Raw genomic sequence first — 18,812 nt, 5'->3', positions numbered from 1 at the left:
TAGATAGTGAAAGTCTAGTATGAGTACCGAGTTTATAATGGCGAGTATCCTGAGTAGGCGGGAACTGGAGAAATTCCCGTTGAATCTGGCAGCACCATCTGCTAAGGCTAAATACTCCTCAGAAACCGATAGTGAACCAGTACCGTGAGGGAAAGGTGAAAAGTACTCCGAATAGGAGGGTGAAAAGACCTGAAACCGTGCGCTTACAAGCGGTTGGAGGGACGTTAATGTCCTGACATCGTGCCTTTTGCATAATGATCCTACGAGTTACACCTAACTAGCAAGGTTAAGACACTCAGTGTTGCAGCCGAAGCGAAAGCGAGTATGAATAATGCGTGTAGTTAGTTGGGGTAGACGCGAAACCTAGTGATCTACCCATGGTCAGGTTGAAGCTTTGGTAACACAAAGTGAAGGACCGAACCCGTTGACGTTGAAAAGTCTTGGGATGAACTGTGGGTAGGGGTGAAAGGCTAATCAAACTAGGAAATAGCTCGTACTCTTCGAAATGTTTTTAGGAACAGCCTCGTTGATAGTTTGTGTGAGGTAGAGCTACCGATAAGACTAGGGGGAGTCACATCCTACCAAATCTTGACGAACTCCGAATGCATACAAATGTTTCACGGGAGTGAGGGCTGTGGTGCTAAGGTCGCAGTCCGAGAGGGAAAGAACCCAGACCATCAGCTAAGGTCCCCAAATATAGATTAAGTTGACCTAAGGTGGTCCGATTACGGAGACAGCCAGGATGTTGGCTTGGAAGCAGCCATTCATTTAAAGAGTGCGTAACAGCTCACTGGTCGAGTGATTGGGCGTCGATAATACACGGGCATAAATCTATTACCGAAGCTATGGACTATATGTTTTTGAATATATAGTGGTAGAAGAGCATTCTGAATGCGTCGAAGCTGGATTGTGAATGAAAGTGGAGCGTTTAGAAAAGCAAATGTAGGAATGAGTAACGATAAAGGGGGTGAGAAACCCCCTCGCCGATAGACTAAGGTTTCCTGAACAACGCTAATCGTTTCAGGTTTAGTCGGGACCTAAGGATAAGCCGAAGGGCGATTCCGATGGCAAACAGATTAATATTTCTGTACCTCGCTTAAATTGCTAGGGGAGACGGAGTAAATAATGTAGTGCGTTCTGACAGAAATGGACGTTAAAGCCGAAACGCAAAGGTTTTTAGTAGGTAAATCCGCTAGAGATTGGATTAGGCAATAGTACGACAAACCTTCGGGGGCGTTGATAATCTACATAATAGCTTCCAAGAAAATCCTCGTTAGCGTTAATTTAAGTAGCCCGTACCGCAAACCGACACAGGTAGTCAAGGAGAGAATCCTGAGGCGCTCGGAAGATTCATGGTTAAGGAACTAGGCAAATTTACCCTGTAACTTCGGGAGAAGGGGTGCCGTCTTATAGCGATATAAGCGGCTGCAATAAAAAGGTCCAAGCGACTGTTTAACAAAAACACAGGGCATTGCGAAATCGTAAGATGAAGTATAATGCCTGACACCTGCCCGGTGCTTGAAGGTTAAGAGGGGAGCTTAGGAGTAATCCGAAGGTTTGAATCGAAGCCCAAGTAAACGGCGGCCGTAACTATAACGGTCCTAAGGTAGCGAAATTCCTTGTCGGGTAAGTTCCGACCTGCACGAATGGTGTAACGACTTGGACACTGTCTCAACCATGATTCCGGTGAAATTGAAGTATCGGTGAAGATGCCGATTACCCGCAACGGGACGAAAAGACCCCGTGAACCTTTACTATAGCTTCGCATAGTTGTTGAATACAGAATGTGTAGGATAGGTGGGAGACTTTGAAGGTGCGTCGCTAGGCGTGTTGGAGTCATTGTTGAAATACCACCCTTTCTGTATTTGTCATCTAACCTTGAATAAAGGGACGGTGCGTGGTGGGTAGTTTGACTGGGGTGGTCGCCTCCGAAAGTGTAACGGAGGCTTCCCAAGGTTTCCTCAATACGGTTGGTAATCGTATGTAGCGTGTAATGGCATAAGGAAGCTTGACTGCAAGACAAACAGGTCGAGCAGGTACGAAAGTAGGGCATAGTGATCCGGCGGTTCTGTGTGGAAAGGCCGTCGCTCAAAGGATAAAAGGTACTCCGGGGATAACAGGCTGATCTCCCCCAAGAGCTCATATCGACGGGGAGGTTTGGCACCTCGATGTCGGCTCGTCACATCCTGGGGCTGGAGAAGGTCCCAAGGGTTGGGCTGTTCGCCCATTAAAGTGGCACGCGAGCTGGGTTCAGAACGTCGTGAGACAGTTCGGTCTCTATCTGTTGTGGGCGTAGGAAATTTGCGAAGATCTGACTTTAGTACGAGAGGACCGAGTTGGACAAACCTCTGGTATATCAGTTGTGGTGCTAACTGCATAGCTGAGTAGCCACGTTTGGAACAGATAAGCACTGAAAGCATCTAAGTGCGAAACTGACTTCAAGATGAGATTTCCCTTAAGAGACGTTATAGATGATGACGTAGATAGGTTGCAGGTGGAAGTTTAGAAATAAATGGAGCTGAGCAATACTAATTTCTCAGTAGTCTTTTGTTAGTGTAGGCTGTTTGATATGCAAACAAGCAGTCGTAGTTTTTAGAATGTACTATACACCTTACTTTGTTAAAGAACTTTTTAAGAAATTGGTAGATACATACGACTGTATGTATTTACAGAAGAAAAAGGGTGATTATAGCATAGGGGTACACGTCTTTCCATTCCGAACAGAGCCGTTAAGCCCTATTGCGCCGATGGTACTGCGCTATTCGTGGGAGAGTAGGTCATCGCCCGTCCTTATATGGACAGATACATAATAAAATGTATTTGTGTTGGAAACAAAAATTACAAGCCTTTGTAACTAAGTAGTTATAAAGGCTTTTTTTTGTATGTAAAATGTTGGCAGAGTTATTTGGGATTATTCAAATACTGACAACATTTTTCAATTTCTTGTTCTGCAAATGAATGTGCTATTTTCTCTTGTTCTAAATGAAGATTATTTGCTTGTAGATGGTCATATAATTTAATTTCCTTTTGTGTAAGGTAAATTATAAGGAGTAGTTTTTTCCCTTCTATTATTTCATTTTCAAAATGAGCTAGAGTTTCTTTATTTATCATTAGGGCAAACGCACGAAATTTATTCTACTAATTCTCTAAGATATTCTACATCATAAGCAGCTTTTACACGTCTTTTTTTTAGACTTAATTTATCATCTTGTTGTTCAATTATTTGCAATGTAATTTTCCTCAACGTAGCTAAATTTTCAGTTCTAACACGACAAGCATCTTCATCAAAAGTAACATCTAAATGCCAATGAAGTCCATTTTCTATTCCCCATCTTTCTCTTACTAAACGATTAAAATAAGCTGCATTTCCTTCTTTATCACTAATGTAATAACGTATTTGAAGGGTTTCTTTATCTCCAATAATTCGCTTAGATTCTATGTGTATAAGGGTTTTTATGTTTTTACATTGCTGGAGAGTTTCATCCAAGAGTACTTCTTGTGCAGACAATAAACTGCATTGTCTAGTTTCAAAACGTCCTCGCTCATATTCCCATTCTTCTGATAAATCTACTGATTTAGTAGCTTTAAAACTACAAACTATATCTTCCAATAAGTTATTTTGATTTTTCTTTACAGCTAATAAATAATGTCCTTTTTTATCTACGATTTGAGAAGTAATATGTGTTTGACAACCTATGGCATCAATACTAACAAGTGCATTAGTAATATCAATTTCTTCTATCAAAGTAGGGCAAACGCACGAAATTTTTAATAGCTTTCTAGTAACTCAAAAACAAACTTTATTTGTCAGAGTAATATCAATTTACAAAGTCAAAAACTAGCTTGATTTCCTTTAAATGGACACAGAAAAATTTCGTGCGTTTAACCTAGTTTTTGACCTTTTCAATACTATCAGATATTTTTATAAAGTGTCTGACAGTTAGACTTCTAACACCAAACTTAATCTTGTATAATGAAAAAATAAAACCAAAAGTTATGGTGTATAAGTCAAAGCTCCAGACGGACATTTGCTGATTTGTGCTTGTAACTCTGCTGTTGTGGCATTCTCTACGGTTATCCAAGGTTTCTCTTTTGGTTTATAAACACTAGGTAATGCTTTTACACACTCACCAGCATGAATACATTTGTGAGCTTGCCAAACTACTGTTATTTCTCCGTTTGAATATTCCTTTTTATCATTCATAATAAGTTGTTTTTTTGGTGAATTTTTCAAATTATAGCTCAAAAAGAAACCTATTTCTAGTAGAACAAAAATAGGTTTTAATAAAATCTTAGTTCAGAGTAAATAATTATTTCTTTCTTCTAAAATTTAACTTCATAGTTTATTTCCTACCAAGTGGTAGATTCAATAACATCGGCAGCCCTCAAAATATCTCTACGACTAACTTGTCCAATAACTTTTCCTTGTTTATTCAAAACAGGAAAACGACGAATAGGAGTATTTAAAAATGCTTGTGCAATATCCAAAACATCTTGATCTTCTGAAACTGTTTGTACGTTGCGTGTCATAAAATCAGCTACTTTTCCCATACTTATAGGTTGATTGTGATACGCCGAACCAATCATCACACGCAAGCAATCTTTTTCAGAAATAATTCCTACTAATTCTTGATTTTCATTGAGTACAGGCGCACCCGAAATTTTCTTTTCTAAAAAAATATCAATTACTTCCGAAACAGGCTGTTCTGGACTAAAAGTAATTAAATTAGTTGCCATATAACGAGTTACAGAAGGATACGTTTTGGTAGTTGCTCCTTTATCATTTGCTGTATTTTTGGGTGTAAAATTCATAGAGTCTAATTTGATGTTTAAGTTTGTGAAAAATGAAAAGGTAATTGTGAGGTTTATTTGGTAATTGCTTATTTGAATATTTAGTGAATAATAAAAAAAGTTTTTAACTTTTTCTATACTAATTTAACTTAAAAAAGTGATAATTCAAAATTAAATTTGGTAAAGTTGATAAAATAGGTTTGTATGTTTTGAAAACAGATGTTTTGTAGCTTTTTAAAAGACAAAGTTTATTAAAACACTATGCCTGTATTTGGAGTTTGTATAACTGTCTTAGAATAAATTTTTATAAAATTTAGGAAAAAATAAATTCATTTTTTAAAAATCAACTGAATGCTTTAAAGGTAAAATGATTATCTTTGATAGTAATACTTTTAAATTTGATTATTTTAAAAGAAAAATTTATATAAAACTGCATTATTGTAAAACTATGTTAGGAATTTCAAAAGAAAGAATGCCAGAGGGTGATAAGTTATTTGAAGATTTTTATGTTTTCGAACTCTTACAAACACCTCGTTATGGAAAAGTGGTTGCTTATTGGTCGCTAGGAATTTTTATTGCAGGAATTGCATTTTTGTTTCTTCCTTGGCAACAAAATATTGCAGGTTTTGGGCAGCTTACAGCACTTCGTCCAGAGGACAGACCTCAAAAAGTATATCCTGTAATAGGAGGACGTATAGAGGCATGGCATGTGCAAGAAGGGCAGTTTGTCAATGCAGGAGATACAATAGCACGTATTTCTGAAATAAAAGATTATTACTTTGACCCAAATCTAACTGATAGAATGGCGAGTCAAATTGATGCTCAAGGTAATGCAATCGGTTCTTTGGAAGATAAAGCAACTGCACTAGACCAACAAATTGCAGCCGATAAAGCAGCTATGGAATTGGAGGTAAATCAAGCAAAAAATAAAGTAGAACAACTACGCTACAAAATTACGATAGATAGTGCTGATTTGGTAGCCATCGAAACGCAGTATCAAAATGCTATTAATCAATATCAGCGTGAACAAGAGTTATTTAAAAAAGGACTTACTTCAAAAACAGATTTAGAAAATAAAGAGCTTAAAGCTAAAGAATCGACTGCAAAACTCAATTCTGCTCAAAACAAATTAGCTACTACAAGAAACGAATATCTTAATACAGTTTTGGAAGTTTCATCTAAACGAGCTGCTTATTTGAGTAAAATTGCAAAAGCAATGTCTGATAAAAGTTCGACACTTGCGTATGTAAATGAAAATGAGCAAAAACTCACTAAACTTCAAAACGAACTTACAAATGTAGAAGTCAGAAAGTCTAATTACATTATTCGTGCGCCTCAATCTGGTTATGTTGTGAAATCTTTACTGACTGGAATTGGAGAAATTGTAAAAGAAGGGCAAGCACTTGTTACTATTATGCCCGAAAATCCACAGCTTGCAGTAGAGTTGTATGTCTCGGCAAATGATGTTCCTTTGCTTCAACGTGGTACGCATGTTCGTTTGCAATTTGATGGTTGGCCTTCGCTTGTTTTTTCGGGTTGGGAGTCTGCAACAGTAGGTACTTTTGGTGGAAAAATAGCTGTTATTGATTATATTAACACAAAAAACAAATATCGTATTTTGGTAGTTCCTGATACACAAGATGAAGAAGGTTGGCCAGCAGCTTTACGTGTAGGAAGTGGTGTTTATGGCTGGGCAATGCTCAATGAAGTTCCTATTTGGTATGAGTTATGGCGACAACTTAATGCGTTTCCTCCTTTACCTGTTGAGGGAAGTGATTATGGAAGCAAAGAGGAAAAAGACAAAGTAGAACAGATGGAATATGATTCTAAATTGAAAAGATAGCTTTTGGTAGAATTACGAATTTATTTTTTTAGAACAAAAAACTCTTTCCAAAAACAACTCAATAGAAAGAGTTTTTTGTTTATTTATAACAGATTTAACAGAAGAGAAAATCTGTTATATAGAATTTTAATTTCCTGTACTACTACCACTTGTAGTTCGTAGTGGTTTTTTATAATCCTTATTTCGGATCGATTCAATAAACTTAGACCAAGCAAATGGATTCAGAAGAGGAATAGAAGGTGCAAAGAATTTATTATTTCTTGCATTAAGATTTTGTTGCATCAAATACCTATAATTCGAAGTGGCATTCATAGGCATATTTGCAGCCATCTGATTTAATTTTTCACTATTGAGATTTTCTTTCATTTGCTCAATAAGTGGGTCTGAAGTATCCATTGCCAAAACCATATCTTTGAATTCCCTAGCATTAGAATAAGGCAAAATTACGACTTCATTTAGCATTTTGACATCTTCTTTCAAATCTATAAAAACAGAATACAGAGGCTCTCCACGCTTAGGAATCACAATTTGAGAACTTTTATAACCTACTGCACTGACCATAACTGTATCGCCTTCCATGGCTGGCATCGTAAAATAACCGAGTGCATTAGTAACACTTCCTCGCCCAGCTCTAGGGATATAAATATGAACTCCAGATACTCCATACGAACTATCGCCCTCTACTACAATTCCTGAAAAACGAACCATTTGATTTTCTCCTTGTCCGAAAGAAAAAGATGAAAAATAAGTCGTAGAAACTAATATAAATAATAGAGCAATTCCATATTTAAAGAAAGCATTTGTAATAGAATGTCTAGTAAGATTTGTAATTTGATTCATAGCTAATGAGTTAGTGTTTCTTTTTCATTGAATTCAAAAAATGAATAAGTCTGAAAGTATCGTTTTAGTAAATTGATTCTACTAAGATAAGAGATTTTTGTATCTTTTTGTTAGGTTCGTATTAGTTTTTTGTAATTTTTAATTCAAATGATACAAGATAGTTTGTGCTAGAGGAGCAAAAAAAGCCGTTTTTTGATTTGATTTCTTTAGTCCTTCATTTGTCCAACTATTGCAAGTATAAAATAAATGATAACTACCTTCTGCTTCGAAAAAATAATCTGAATTGGAATATCCTTTTTGTGGCAGGCGAACAAATTTAGGGATTTTACTTTCAGTATCTTCTCTTACAGTTCGGAAACTACTCTCAATGTGTTGCAACAAACTTTGATATTCGTCTTTTTTTAACGTTATCTTTTTACAATTTTCGCCTTCTCTCAAATTATTTCTATAAAAATCTAAGTGCATCAGTGTTTCAGAAGGAAGTAAAGCAGCATTCAAACAGGAAGAAACAGACGGAAAATTTCCATTGTATGAATCATTATAAAACCCTTTATCTCCCCAACCAATAGAAAGCCATTTATAAGGAATTGGATTTGTAAAATAAGAATTGATAAGAGAATCTTGACTTAACGTTTTGAAAAAAATAGTTTCACTTTGAATAGGGATAACAATATCAGTATGAAATCCATTTGAAGTAACATAAATTTCTATATCATTTTGTAGTTGATTTACTGCTTTATCAGAATTTATTTCTTTTGGGTTTATAGTCCAAATATAGCCTCCAATTAGCACAGCAAGAAGATAAAAGGCAATACTAAAAAAGATAAATTTGAGACTCCAACGCAAGAAACAGGAAAAATAGTTTTTTTTATGGCTCATTTTTGTAAGAATTAAGTTGTAATTAAATTTTCTTGTTAGATGCTTTTATTCTCAAAATTCCATAAATATTAGCCATTAAAAGAGAGCTTAAAGTTTAAAATCTATTTAGTTTTTCGTATTTTCGAAAATACAATGGTAAAAAACTACGTTTTCTAGCTTATTCAGAATAAAGTAAAATCAAAACACAGATTTATGCACACTCATATTATACAAAATCCTAGGCATCAAACATTTCTGAATGAAAACAGAAGCGACCCTATTACTGGTGATGATATAAAAGAAGGCGATGAAATTGTTTTTTGTGCTGTCTGCAAATCTGCCTTTTTGAAAGATACGTGGCTATATTTAGACAAAACACATTGTAATCAGACTGAAACACTAGGAAAGTTTCCTTCATCTGAAAAATTAGAAATTAGTAGTGTTACTCGTCCTCCTTTGTATGTTATTCAGTGTAACGATAAAATTTCTAATTCTTATGGTAATGAGTTATTAACTGAAACTGATAATCACTTTATGAATGCACCAGTAGTTGCTGATGAGCGTTCGTTTTATCAAAAAAATACTTTTTCTATTTGGGTAATTGCTATTTCTGTCATTTTGATTTTTTTGACCATGTTTGGAGGAGTTGCTCCTCTTTCAATAGGAATTACTTTTGTAGCCATAATGACCATTGGAATAAAAAACATGTTTTTTAAAGACAAAAAATTGTTTACACCTTCCAGCAACAAAAAAGAAATTGATAGTATAGAAATTCATCAAAAATATATATCAATTCGTTTTAAAGGCGTAAAAAAAGATGTCAGAATAATTTTGAAATCAATTTTAGCTATCAATTTGATTTATGCTAGTAATGCATATAGTTTTCAGATTGTAAAAAAAGGAAATAAAATGTATGAGTTTTCTACCTCACTTTCTTCTGTAAATCAAATCAATCAACTTCTTCATAGTTTGGTTCAATTTGATGAAAAAGTAAATATTTTTGTCAGAAATCTACCTTATCAAGACCGTATAAAATTGCGAAAGTGGGAAACAGAAAATGAAAATGTGCTTTTGTATTAATCTCTCCCTTAACAACTTTCGGATTACCAAACGACTGTTAAGGGAAGATTCATACTAATTTTTTAGAAAATACAAATAGGTCAGTCCCAAAGGGCAGACCGTTTACTGAAAGATTATAAACGGTCTGCTCTACGAGACTGACCTATATAAAAGGTATAACTTATACTTTTGTCTAGTAGTATGGGAAGATTTTAATTAATTAACATTGATAATGGGTAGTAATCTGACCTTAGCAATCGTTATCGTTTTACGATTTAATTTGTCTTACCAATTTTCTACGTTCGATTTCTTTTTGTATCAATAAATACTCTCGGCTAGTTTGTCCTGCAATGGCTGTATTTTCGTCTGCTCTTCGTATAAGATACGGCATAACATCTTTTACTGCACCATAAGGAACATATTTTGCTACATTATATCCTGCTGCTGCTAGATTATTTGACATATTATCACTCATTCCATAAAGTTGTGCAAAGTAAAAATTAGGGTCATTTTTTTCGATGTTGTGTTTGTCCATCAAAATAACAAGTGAATAACAACTGAGTTCGTTATGAGTTCCTGCACAAAGAGCTATACGTTCTCTATTTTCTACCGAAAATTCCATTCCTGCATCAAAATCTCTATCTGTACTTAATTTATCGGGTTGAATTGGGTCTGGATATCCTTTTTCTTCTGCTCGTTTGCGTTCTTTTTCCATATATGCTCCACGAACAAGTTTTGCACCTACATAATAATTTCCTTCAACTGCATTTTGATAGGCTGTTTTGAGCTTTTCAAGTCTATCGATAGTGTACATTTGATAGGTATTATAAATTAGAGCTTTTTCTTTGTTGTACTTTTGCATCATTTGATACGTCAAATCATCAATCGTATCTTGAAACCAAGTTTCTTCTCCATCTATAAAAAGACGAACATTGTTTTGATAAGCTGTTTCACAAATTTCATTCAATCGCCTATTCAAATTTTCCCAACCGTCTTTTTCTTCAGTATTCAAAGGTTCTTTTGCTTGTACTTTTTCTAAAATTTTGGAGTGTCCAATTCCTGTAATTTTAAAAACACAAAAAGGAATGTTTTCATCTCCTTTTGCTCTTTCTATGGTTCTGATTATTTCGCTTTTTGTTTTCTCAAAACCTTTTACAGATTTTTCTCCTTCTACAGAATAATCTAAGATTGTTCCGATACCTGCTTGAGTGAGTTGTATGACTGTTCTTTCGCTGTCTTCGATGGTTTCGCCACCACAAAAATGTTCAAAGAGTGTGTTCTTGACAACTGGTTTTACAAAAGGGAGTTTGATTTTGAAAGCCAACTTCAAAAGTGGTGTTCCTGAATCTACAAGGGTAGAGTTATTCATTGTCCAAAAAAGCAAATTCATCTTTTTTAAATCAAAATCCGAACGAGTAGCAAAAGCTATTTCAGTATCATCAAAAGAAACATGTTCTTTTGCCATCTGAATAATTTCTAAGGCAGATAAATCAGACAGACTTTGCTGATTTTGTGTAGAATTTGAATCCATAATAGTAATCAGTTACCTGTTAAATAGTTGTCAGTAATGAGTTAGATATGTTTTTTTTGTTCTGAATACGTAATTTTTAATTAGCTTCGTTGCATGTTTATTTCGTAATTCGTAATTATTTTTTATCCTTTATTAAAGATACGATATTCTTTATAACCTTTCCAAAACTCCAAAGCCGTAACTCTCAAAATAGTATAGACAGGAATGGCAAAAACCATCCCCACAGCACCAGCTAGAGCAGCCCCCATAAAAACGACACTAAATATTTCTAAAGGATGTGCTTTTATACTTCTTGAAAAAATGATGGGTTGAAGAAGAAGGTTATCAGAAAATTGAACTATCAAAAATACGATAATTACTTTGATTGCTAAAATAGAAAATGCAGTATCTTGAGTTTGTTGAAGTTGAGTAGAAAGCGAAACAATTAGACCAAAAGAAGCTCCTAAAATAGGTCCTATATAAGGGATAAGGTTTGCAATGGCTGCAAAAATAGCAATCGTAACAGCGTATTTTACTTCTGAAACCATCAGACCAATCGAAACCAATGTAAAAATAGAAAACATCTGAATCAGAAGTCCAAAAAGATAATTAGAAAGTAGTTTTTCAATTTTATAAATAGCACTTATCGAAACTTCAAAATAGGCATTTGGAATAAGCGCAATAATATTCCTTCTAAAAAGTCCTTTTTCGTAAAGCAAAAAGAAGGAGATAAACATGACTGAAAGTGTCCCTATAAAAATATTACTTGTAGTCGAAAGAATCTCATTGATTACATTTCCAATTTTCATTTCTGCAAAAAAAGAGAAAAAATAATCTTGAATTCCGTCCATCAAAAAACCTTCTTTTTCCTTGACCCATTGTCTTTCTATCAAAAATTTTTCTATATAATCGATAGGAGAAATAATATTCTCAAAAAGTGAATTATAATCTAAGGCTGAAATAAACTCTATTTGTTCGGAAACTAAAGGAATAAAAAGCAAAACAAAAAGAGCAATAATACCAGCAAAAATAGAGAAAGAAAGCATCACTGCAACAGCACGAGGCAACTGAATTCCTGCAATCTGAATCTGACTAATATAATTGGTAGGCGTTTGAAGAATAGCACTAAAAACCATTGCAACTACAAAATAACCCACAATCGTAGAAAAAAACCAACTAAAAGTAGCTAAAATAGCTAAAATTGGAAGAATTATTAAGTAAAAAATAACTAAGCGTCTTATCATTTTCTGATTGCGTTTTTTTTGACAAAAATACAGATTAAATCAGCGTTAATTTACTATTGACAAAAATTTCTTGCAAAAAACTAGATAGAAAAGAGTAATTTTTCTTATTTCTTCGTTTTTTAAGTAATTTGTAGAAAATTATATACGTCTAACATGTTATCTCTGATGAAAAGTAATAAACAAAAATCTTTTATTTTATCTCAAAAAACCATCCGTACTTTAGCCTTGCTTTTTGTGGCTTTATTGGCTGCTGGTGCAATTTTGGTTTTGGGGGGATTTAAGGTAGAATGGAGCGAAGTATGGAAAGGTTTGTTGAAAATGTAAACCGACAAGTAGAAATTTAAGAAAAACTAAGTTTCTACATTATTTATTTAGTATGAATTCGGATTGATTTTTGAACTAGAATTGTAGTATTTTAAGTCAATTTTTTATTTGTAAAGTCCTAAATTTGATGTTAGATTGATAATTTATTTTTCTAACCAATTCCTATTTATCTACTAAAAAACTATTCAATGATTTATCCTAATAAATTTCAAAAATCCATCCAACAACTAGCTATTTTTTCATTATTATTTTTTTCATTATTTCTAATAAACAATTCTTATGCTCAAGATGAAAGTGCAGTAGATAGTATTACGACAGAAGAAGTAAAAGAAGAAATCGTTTTAGAAGAACACATGGACGTAATTTTGGCGATTGATGTTTCTTCTTCTATGAAAGTAGAGGACGTAATGCCTACCCGATTAGAAGCTGTAAAGTCGGCTGCACAACAGCTCATGAGCGTACATCCAACGGCACGTTATGGCATTGTTCTTTTTGCAGGTGAATCTATGGTTTATGCTCCTTTGGGGGATGAATCACAAGATTTATATCAACTTTTAGAGCAAATTACGACAGATTTGGTAGATGGAACAGGAACTGTTATTGGAGAAGCTCTTGATACTTCTATAAAAGAATTCGAACGTTTGGGTTCTACCAATAGAAAAATTATTATTTTTAGTGATGGTGCAACTTCGGAGAGTGATAATATTTTCAAACGTGCTTTACTTTTGACCAGTAAACGTAATGTTGAAGTCTATTCAATTGGTGTAGGACATGGTGGGGAAGCATCTATTACCACACCAGACCAAGAACATATTACTATCAAAAGTCCATATAATGACGATTCTTTGAAGCAAATTAGTATTTTTACGAATGGAAAATATTACCATGCACAGAGTTTTGAAGAAATGAGTAAGATAGCAGAAGAAATTTCGTTTCTTCTTAACAGTAAATAAGAATAGCAAACAAATTAGTAAATCATTTTCTAGTTATTTTTTGTAATTTTGCAATCTTATATATTTAAACCCTAAGGGTCTTCAATAGACCCTTAGGGTTTTGAGTTGTAAAAAAAGCAAATTATGAGTTACGATAAATTTAGAATTACTGATTCTATAAAGACAATAAATATTTTAATTATATTTTTATTTTTGACAATCCTTAATTTTTCTTGTCAAGAAGCTGAAAAAGAAGAAGAAATAGAAGGAACGCCTGTTGCTCAAGTGGGTGATAATTATTTATATAAAGAAGAAATAACAGAACTTTTACCTCCCAATTATAGTCAAGAAGACAGTACAAATATTGTAAAAAGATATATTGATAATTGGATAGAAAGAAAACTTTTACTTAAAGAAGCCGAATCAAAAAGTGGTATTGACCAAAAAGAATTACAAGAGCGATTAGAGGATTATAAATATCAACTTTTAGTTCATGCTTACAAGCAAAATTATGTCAATGAATACTTAGATACGCTTGTTACAGAGCCTCAAATAAGCACATATTACGAAGAAAATAAAGCAAATTTTGAACTCAAGCAGCCGATTGTAAAGGCTTATTTTGTAAAGGTAAAATTAAATACACCTCAATCTCAACTTGACGACCTTCGCAAATGGATGCGTTCTAATTTAGAGCCTAGTTCAGATGAAACTGAAAAATTAAAATCGTATAGTTATGGTTTTGCTGCCAGTTATTTTTTACAAGATGATAAATGGTTGCCTATTTCAGAGTTGGTTGCTAATACACCTTTTGATAGAAACTTATTACTTCAAAAAAATAAATTTGTAGAAAGTGAAGATGCAGACTATTATTATTTTTTGAAAATAAATGAGTTCAAAATTCAAGACCAAGTTTCGCCTTTAGAATATGTCAAAAATCAAATTATTAGTGTAATTCTGAATAAGCGAAAAGTCGAATTACAAAAAGAACTTGAAACAAAAGTAATGGAACGAGCTAAAGAAAATAAAGATTATAAAATTTTTACTGAATAATAAAATTTTAAAATAAAACTCTACTTTGCTACAAAATGAGGTAATTTTACGTACTCTTTTTAAAGTTATCTAATAAATACTAAATATCAATTCACTAATTTCATATATGAACAATTTCAAAATCAAATTTTCTACTTTTTTACTTTTACTTGGTTTTTGTTTGATTTCTACGGCTAGTTTTTCGCAGCAAGTAGCAGACAAAATTATTGTTAAAGTAGATAATTATATCATTCTAAAATCAGAATTAGAACTTTCGTATCAAAACTATCTAGGTCAGCAAGATGGAAATGCAGATCCAAATGCAAAATGTGAAATTTTGCGTCAACTTCTTTTTAATAAAGTAATGTATGCAAAAGCTGAAATAGATTCAGTTATTGTTTTGGACGAACAAGTAGAAAGCGAAGCTGACAACCGTCTTTCTATGATGATCGAACGTGCAGGTGGCGATGAGAAAAAACTAGAAGAATATCTAGGTAAATCGTTGGCTGATATAAAGGAAGAACTTTTAGAACCAATCAAAGAACAGCTAACTATTCAGAAAATGCGTGGTGAAATAACAGCAGATGCAAAAGTAACTCCTTCACAAGTTCGTAAGTTTTATAAAGCAATTCCAAAAGATAGTTTGCCTTTTTTGCCATCAGAATATGAAGTAGCTCAAATGCTTGTCTATGCAAAAGTAAGTAAACAGGAAAAAGATAGAGTTAGAAAACAACTTTTAGACATTCGTACACGCATAAAAGCAGGAGAAGATTTTGCTAAATTAGCAAAAGAATTTTCAGCAGATTTGGGTTCGGCTGCTCAAGGTGGAAATTTGGGATATAGAGAACGTGGCGAGCTTGTACCTGAATACGAAGCTGCATCATTTGCCTTGAAGCCAATGGAAATTTCAGAGCCGATTGAATCAGAATATGGTTTTCATTTGATTCAACTTTTAGAAAGACGTGGAAATCTAATCAATACTCGTCATATTTTGATTCGTCCAAAACCAAGTGCAGAAGATATGGTTTATACCAACCAATTTGTGGATAGCCTTCGTAATTTGATTGTAAAAGATAGTTTGAGTTTTGCAAAAGCAGTTTTTGAGCATTCAGCAGATAGAAGTTCGAAAAATAATGGTGGACGTATTTTGAGCCAACAAACAGGAAGTTCAAAACTGGTAGCCGAAGATTTTGATTATAATACGTATTTGATTTTGGATACAATGAAAGTAAAATCGGTTAGTCAGCCATTGCCATTTAGAAGTCCTGATGGAAAAGAAGCCGTTCGTCTTTTGTATTTTATAGACAAGACAAAACCACATCAAGCCAACTTAAATGATGATTATGAAAAAATCTACCAAGCAGCCCTAAATGATGAGCGTGCAAGAATGTTAGATGATTGGTTTTTTACAGCCATAAAAGAACTCTATATTGATATTGATGAAGATTATAATAAATGTGGTCTTTTGGAAGGAATTTAGGAAATAATTGTAAATTATCAATGGTAAATTTTATAAAAACTGGTTTCAAGTGTTTTGCTTGAAACCAGTTTTTTTGTTTTAATCGTAATAACCTAATTTTTCAAGTTGGCTTTTCAAATGATTTTTCAAACCTTCAATATTCTTATAGGAAGTATAAAAATGTCCTTTATCAGCCAAGTTCTTTTTCATTTTTAGCAAACTCAAAACTTCCTCTGTAATATCATTTGTATTAATAGCATCATTTTTAAAGTAAGTCAGTATTTTAGGTTTTCCCATTTCTTTAAAATGTTGATAGGCTTTTTCTAATTCCTCTTCTGTATATTTTCCTGCTTTTGTAAAGAACAAACCAACTACTAAATCACAATCCTGCAACGCTTTATTGTATTCATCTTGCAAACGAGTATCTGAAATAGTATCTAAAAAATGTTCCCATTGAATAAGTTTAAAATACGTTCCTTTTTCGTGCATTCTGTCATTTTCAATACTAAAAAATTCTCTTAATTCTCGTCTATCTTCTTTTAATTCAGACGAAGAAGCTAGAAATATTTTGATTGTTTGCATAGACATATTTTTTGATTTTGAATTATTAGTGTTTTTTAACTGTTCAACCTCTACACGAAGTTTGTTTAATTCTTCTTTATATTCTAGTAGCATTTTTTGAATAGTATCATGAAGTGATTCTACCTTTTCTTCATTGGGATATTTATCTTGTAATTTCTGTATTTTTTGATAATAAATGCTTAATTCTTCTTCAATCTCTTCAAGTTGCTTTTTTAGAGCAAACTTTTCTTTTGCACTTTCTGCTATTAGTTTTGCTTCCAAAAAAAAGGTCTTCTTCTCTAGAATCAAATCAATCACTTTTTTGATTCCTTCAATTTCTTTGTCTGCTCCGTACATAGTAGTAGTGGTTTTTTGTGATAGTTTGGTTTCATTTTGCCTTATTAGGTCTTCAATTTTTGGAATAGCAGCTATTACTTTATCATCATTGAGAAACATTTTAAATGCTTGTAACTGCATTGGGCGAGGAGGAAACCCTGCCTTCATTTGATATAAAATTTCTTGTTTTAGATTAGAATATTGATGGTATGGCTCTTTCTTAAAGTGAATATCTAAGTAGTCGAATATTTCTTGAAAACTACCTTCTTCAACTTTATTTTTTAATTCTTGGATTTTTTCGGACATAATTGGATGGATAAGTGGTTGTGAATCTTTTTTATGTTTTTGCAGCTTTTCAAAACCTCTTTGCAAAGATTTTTCGCCTAAATGCAATTTGTTTCTATCTAAATTTCTTGATGAATTTTCATCATCTAATTTGTCTAATTCTTCCAAAATGACTTCTACTAAATCATTTTTTGCTGCCGAATTGTGATAAATCAAAATATGATGCTGTTTTTTTTCATAAACAGCTTCTACAATTACTTTTGATTCTTTATATTCCACAAATAAACCTGTTTGCCACATCAATTCTACACTAGAAAAATCTTTTGCTTTTATCATAAAACGCTGAATAACCGAAGTCGGAAGAAAAGAATATTCTTTTGGTTCACTTGGTTTTAATTCGAATAATTCTATATATCCTAAAACTTCCTCTTTACTTTTTGAAGGTAAAAGCTGAGGAATCAAAAAACTGCGTTCTATAAAAGTTGTATCCCATTTTTTATTATCAGTATTCTTAAAACAGAGTTCTGTACTCAACATATAATCTATGAATAACTCTCTTTCTTCGTCAGAATTTTCACTCCACACTTTTTTAATGATTTTGTAATCTAAAATACCTTTTTTCTGTTTGAGTAATCCATAATAACTACTTTGTTTGTCCAAAACTTTATATACAGCTTCTATCGCCCAAGATTGATTGATAATAATTTCGCCTGAAAAGTATTTCGCTTGATAATAAAATACGCCTGTATCGTGAAAAAAGTTAGCTAAAGTATCAGCTTCATTTTCTGCATCTTCTTCTTTACACCATTCTACAAAGTTCTGAAAAGATATTCGTTTCTTTCCATTTGGATTTTGCTGTTCTTGTCTTACTCTATCACGCACAGCAATCCAATGAGCAGGTAAAGGCAAAAGTAATTCTCTTTTTAGCTCTTCATTGTCTTCAAAAACTTCTGCAATACTATTCTCTAAAATCTCAAAGCCATTGCCATTTTTTGCACTTAATTGAAGAAAATCAATAATAGGAAACTGTTTTTTGAGTTCGTTTTGAGCAAGTTCATCGTAAGGAGGTGCAATTTCCCCTCTTTTCTCAAACTCATCTATCTTATTCTGAACTACAAGTATAGGACTGTTTTTAGCAAAATAGGAAATATAGGAAAGCCAATAGTTCAGTTCTTCATTTTTAAATTTTATGTCATTTCCCTTCGAATCTTTTAATATTTTTCCCTCTGAATCTTTTACTACATGAAATTTATTTACTTCATTTTCAATATCCCAAACAAGAAGAAAAACAGCACGAGTTTTCATAAAGAGACGATGAGTAGAATGATAAATATCTTGTCCACCAAAATCCCAAATAGTAAGATTAAGTCCTTCCTCCAAAAACTCACATTCTATATTTTTTTTGAGTAAACTAATAGCATGAGTAGAATCATGTTTCTTATTAAATTCAAACTTCTCTCCTTGTTCTAATCTTGTGGCTACTTGTGTTTTTCCAACACTTCCATTTCCTATGAGTATTATTTTTACTTCGTTATTTATTTGCTTTGCTTTTTCTATTCCTTCTAAATAATCTTTTACTGGTTTAAAGACATCTTCATACTTCTTGTTGAAAATCTCTTTTGGTATATTTTGAATAGGGTTATCATATAGCCATAGCCGATGTAAATTAGGAAATCTATTAATGAGCTTCACTGAAATAGAGAGGATTTGATTGCTTCCTAAAGCTAAGTAGTTAGACATA

General features: G+C 33.0%; 15 protein-coding genes and 2 rRNA genes (1 of these 17 only partly in view). 8 read left to right on the top strand and 9 right to left on the bottom strand.

Going from position 1 to position 18,812, the window contains the following annotated elements:
* Together ACE193_RS08800 and rrf are read left to right on the top strand one after the other, a co-directional pair.
* Positions 1 to 2,553: ribosomal RNA gene (locus ACE193_RS08800) — 23S ribosomal RNA — on the top strand (it extends 336 nt beyond the left edge of the window).
* A gap of 125 nt (positions 2,554 to 2,678) precedes the next feature.
* Positions 2,679 to 2,789, top strand: a 5S ribosomal RNA gene (gene rrf, locus ACE193_RS08795).
* A gap of 112 nt (positions 2,790 to 2,901) precedes the next feature.
* Here the strand turns inward: rrf and ACE193_RS08790 are convergent.
* The 4 genes from ACE193_RS08790 to ACE193_RS08775 all read right to left on the bottom strand — a co-directional run bounded on the left by ACE193_RS08790 (position 2,902) and on the right by ACE193_RS08775 (position 4,812).
* A complete protein-coding gene (locus ACE193_RS08790) occupies positions 2,902 to 3,111 on the bottom strand; it encodes a hypothetical protein (protein ID WP_375562625.1) in 210 nt (69 codons plus the stop codon).
* A 19-nt stretch (positions 3,112 to 3,130) separates the two neighbouring features.
* A complete protein-coding gene (locus ACE193_RS08785; RefSeq protein ID WP_375562624.1) occupies positions 3,131 to 3,745 on the bottom strand; it encodes an ISAs1 family transposase in 615 nt (204 codons plus the stop codon).
* A 249-nt stretch (positions 3,746 to 3,994) separates the two neighbouring features.
* The gene (locus ACE193_RS08780; protein WP_375562623.1) at positions 3,995 to 4,204 is read right to left on the bottom strand and encodes a (4Fe-4S)-binding protein; all 210 of its coding nucleotides are present in this window, start codon (positions 4,202 to 4,204) and stop codon (positions 3,995 to 3,997) included.
* Between the two features lie 146 nt (positions 4,205 to 4,350).
* The gene (locus tag ACE193_RS08775) at positions 4,351 to 4,812 is read right to left on the bottom strand and encodes a CBS domain-containing protein (protein WP_375562622.1); all 462 of its coding nucleotides are present in this window, start codon (positions 4,810 to 4,812) and stop codon (positions 4,351 to 4,353) included.
* A 427-nt stretch (positions 4,813 to 5,239) separates the two neighbouring features.
* Between ACE193_RS08775 and ACE193_RS08770 the strand changes: the two genes are divergently transcribed.
* A complete protein-coding gene (locus ACE193_RS08770) occupies positions 5,240 to 6,634 on the top strand; it encodes an HlyD family secretion protein (protein ID WP_375562621.1) in 1,395 nt (464 codons plus the stop codon).
* Between the two features lie 126 nt (positions 6,635 to 6,760).
* On the opposite strand, the gene ACE193_RS08765 is transcribed toward ACE193_RS08770, so the two are convergent.
* On the bottom strand, positions 6,761 to 7,474 hold the full coding sequence (locus ACE193_RS08765) for a carboxypeptidase-like regulatory domain-containing protein (RefSeq protein ID WP_375562620.1): 714 nt from the start codon (positions 7,472 to 7,474) through the stop codon (positions 6,761 to 6,763).
* A gap of 138 nt (positions 7,475 to 7,612) precedes the next feature.
* Complete coding sequence (locus ACE193_RS08760; protein WP_375562619.1) at positions 7,613 to 8,353, bottom strand: DUF2459 domain-containing protein; 741 nt, start codon at positions 8,351 to 8,353, stop codon at positions 7,613 to 7,615.
* A 192-nt stretch (positions 8,354 to 8,545) separates the two neighbouring features.
* On the opposite strand from ACE193_RS08760, the gene ACE193_RS08755 reads away from it, so the two are divergent.
* Positions 8,546 to 9,412 (top strand): hypothetical protein, encoded by an 867-nt coding sequence (locus ACE193_RS08755; protein WP_375562618.1) that lies wholly within the window; start codon positions 8,546 to 8,548, stop codon positions 9,410 to 9,412.
* A gap of 247 nt (positions 9,413 to 9,659) precedes the next feature.
* Here the strand turns inward: ACE193_RS08755 and ACE193_RS08750 are convergent, their stop codons facing one another.
* The gene (locus ACE193_RS08750; RefSeq protein ID WP_375562617.1) at positions 9,660 to 10,922 is read right to left on the bottom strand and encodes a proline dehydrogenase family protein; all 1,263 of its coding nucleotides are present in this window, start codon (positions 10,920 to 10,922) and stop codon (positions 9,660 to 9,662) included.
* A 122-nt stretch (positions 10,923 to 11,044) separates the two neighbouring features.
* Positions 11,045 to 12,145, bottom strand: coding sequence for an AI-2E family transporter (locus tag ACE193_RS08745; RefSeq protein WP_375562616.1), 1,101 nt, complete (start codon positions 12,143 to 12,145; stop codon positions 11,045 to 11,047).
* Positions 12,146 to 12,310: 165 nt separating this feature from the next.
* Between ACE193_RS08745 and ACE193_RS08740 the strand changes: the two genes are divergently transcribed.
* The 4 genes from ACE193_RS08740 (at position 12,311) to ACE193_RS08725 (ending at position 15,910) form a co-directional block, all read left to right on the top strand.
* Positions 12,311 to 12,469, top strand: coding sequence for a hypothetical protein (locus ACE193_RS08740; RefSeq protein ID WP_375562615.1), 159 nt, complete (start codon positions 12,311 to 12,313; stop codon positions 12,467 to 12,469).
* A 188-nt stretch (positions 12,470 to 12,657) separates the two neighbouring features.
* Positions 12,658 to 13,422 carry a VWA domain-containing protein gene (locus ACE193_RS08735; RefSeq protein WP_375562614.1) on the top strand — a complete coding sequence of 255 codons (765 nt, stop codon included), beginning with the start codon at positions 12,658 to 12,660 and terminating at the stop codon, positions 13,420 to 13,422.
* A gap of 123 nt (positions 13,423 to 13,545) precedes the next feature.
* Positions 13,546 to 14,451, top strand: a complete 906-nt coding sequence (locus ACE193_RS08730; protein WP_375562613.1) for a peptidyl-prolyl cis-trans isomerase — start codon at positions 13,546 to 13,548, stop codon at positions 14,449 to 14,451.
* A gap of 106 nt (positions 14,452 to 14,557) precedes the next feature.
* On the top strand, positions 14,558 to 15,910 hold the full coding sequence (locus ACE193_RS08725; RefSeq protein WP_375562612.1) for a peptidylprolyl isomerase: 1,353 nt from the start codon (positions 14,558 to 14,560) through the stop codon (positions 15,908 to 15,910).
* A 78-nt stretch (positions 15,911 to 15,988) separates the two neighbouring features.
* Here the strand turns inward: ACE193_RS08725 and ACE193_RS08720 are convergent, their stop codons facing one another.
* Complete coding sequence (locus ACE193_RS08720) at positions 15,989 to 18,811, bottom strand: COR domain-containing protein (RefSeq protein WP_375562611.1); 2,823 nt, start codon at positions 18,809 to 18,811, stop codon at positions 15,989 to 15,991.
* Between the last annotated feature and the right edge of the window lies 1 nt (position 18,812).

Origin of the sequence: Bernardetia aquimarina, assembly GCF_042180575.1 — a bacterium.
Lineage (GTDB): Bacteria > Bacteroidota > Bacteroidia > Cytophagales > Bernardetiaceae > Bernardetia.
Note: the sequence above shows the minus strand (reverse complement) of the source record. Positions and strands in the feature narration are given on the sequence as shown.

Bases quoted from the DNA above. Each gene is read 5' to 3' on its own strand.
- ACE193_RS08790 (WP_375562625.1), bottom strand. From the start codon at position 3,111: ATGATAAATAAAGAAACTCTAGCTCATTTTGAAAATGAAATAATAGAA.
- ACE193_RS08780 (WP_375562623.1), bottom strand. From the start codon at position 4,204: ATGAATGATAAAAAGGAATATTCAAACGGAGAAATAACAGTAGTTTGG.
- ACE193_RS08775 (WP_375562622.1), bottom strand. From the start codon at position 4,812: ATGAATTTTACACCCAAAAATACAGCAAATGATAAAGGAGCAACTACC.
- ACE193_RS08770 (WP_375562621.1), top strand. From the start codon at position 5,240: ATGTTAGGAATTTCAAAAGAAAGAATGCCAGAGGGTGATAAGTTATTT.
- ACE193_RS08765 (WP_375562620.1), bottom strand. From the start codon at position 7,474: ATGAATCAAATTACAAATCTTACTAGACATTCTATTACAAATGCTTTC.
- ACE193_RS08760 (WP_375562619.1), bottom strand. From the start codon at position 8,353: ATGAGCCATAAAAAAAACTATTTTTCCTGTTTCTTGCGTTGGAGTCTC.
- ACE193_RS08755 (WP_375562618.1), top strand. From the start codon at position 8,546: ATGCACACTCATATTATACAAAATCCTAGGCATCAAACATTTCTGAAT.
- ACE193_RS08750 (WP_375562617.1), bottom strand. From the start codon at position 10,922: ATGGATTCAAATTCTACACAAAATCAGCAAAGTCTGTCTGATTTATCT.
- ACE193_RS08745 (WP_375562616.1), bottom strand. From the start codon at position 12,145: ATGATAAGACGCTTAGTTATTTTTTACTTAATAATTCTTCCAATTTTA.
- ACE193_RS08740 (WP_375562615.1), top strand. From the start codon at position 12,311: ATGAAAAGTAATAAACAAAAATCTTTTATTTTATCTCAAAAAACCATC.
- ACE193_RS08735 (WP_375562614.1), top strand. From the start codon at position 12,658: ATGATTTATCCTAATAAATTTCAAAAATCCATCCAACAACTAGCTATT.
- ACE193_RS08730 (WP_375562613.1), top strand. From the start codon at position 13,546: ATGAGTTACGATAAATTTAGAATTACTGATTCTATAAAGACAATAAAT.
- ACE193_RS08725 (WP_375562612.1), top strand. From the start codon at position 14,558: ATGAACAATTTCAAAATCAAATTTTCTACTTTTTTACTTTTACTTGGT.
- ACE193_RS08720 (WP_375562611.1), bottom strand. From the start codon at position 18,811: ATGTCTAACTACTTAGCTTTAGGAAGCAATCAAATCCTCTCTATTTCA.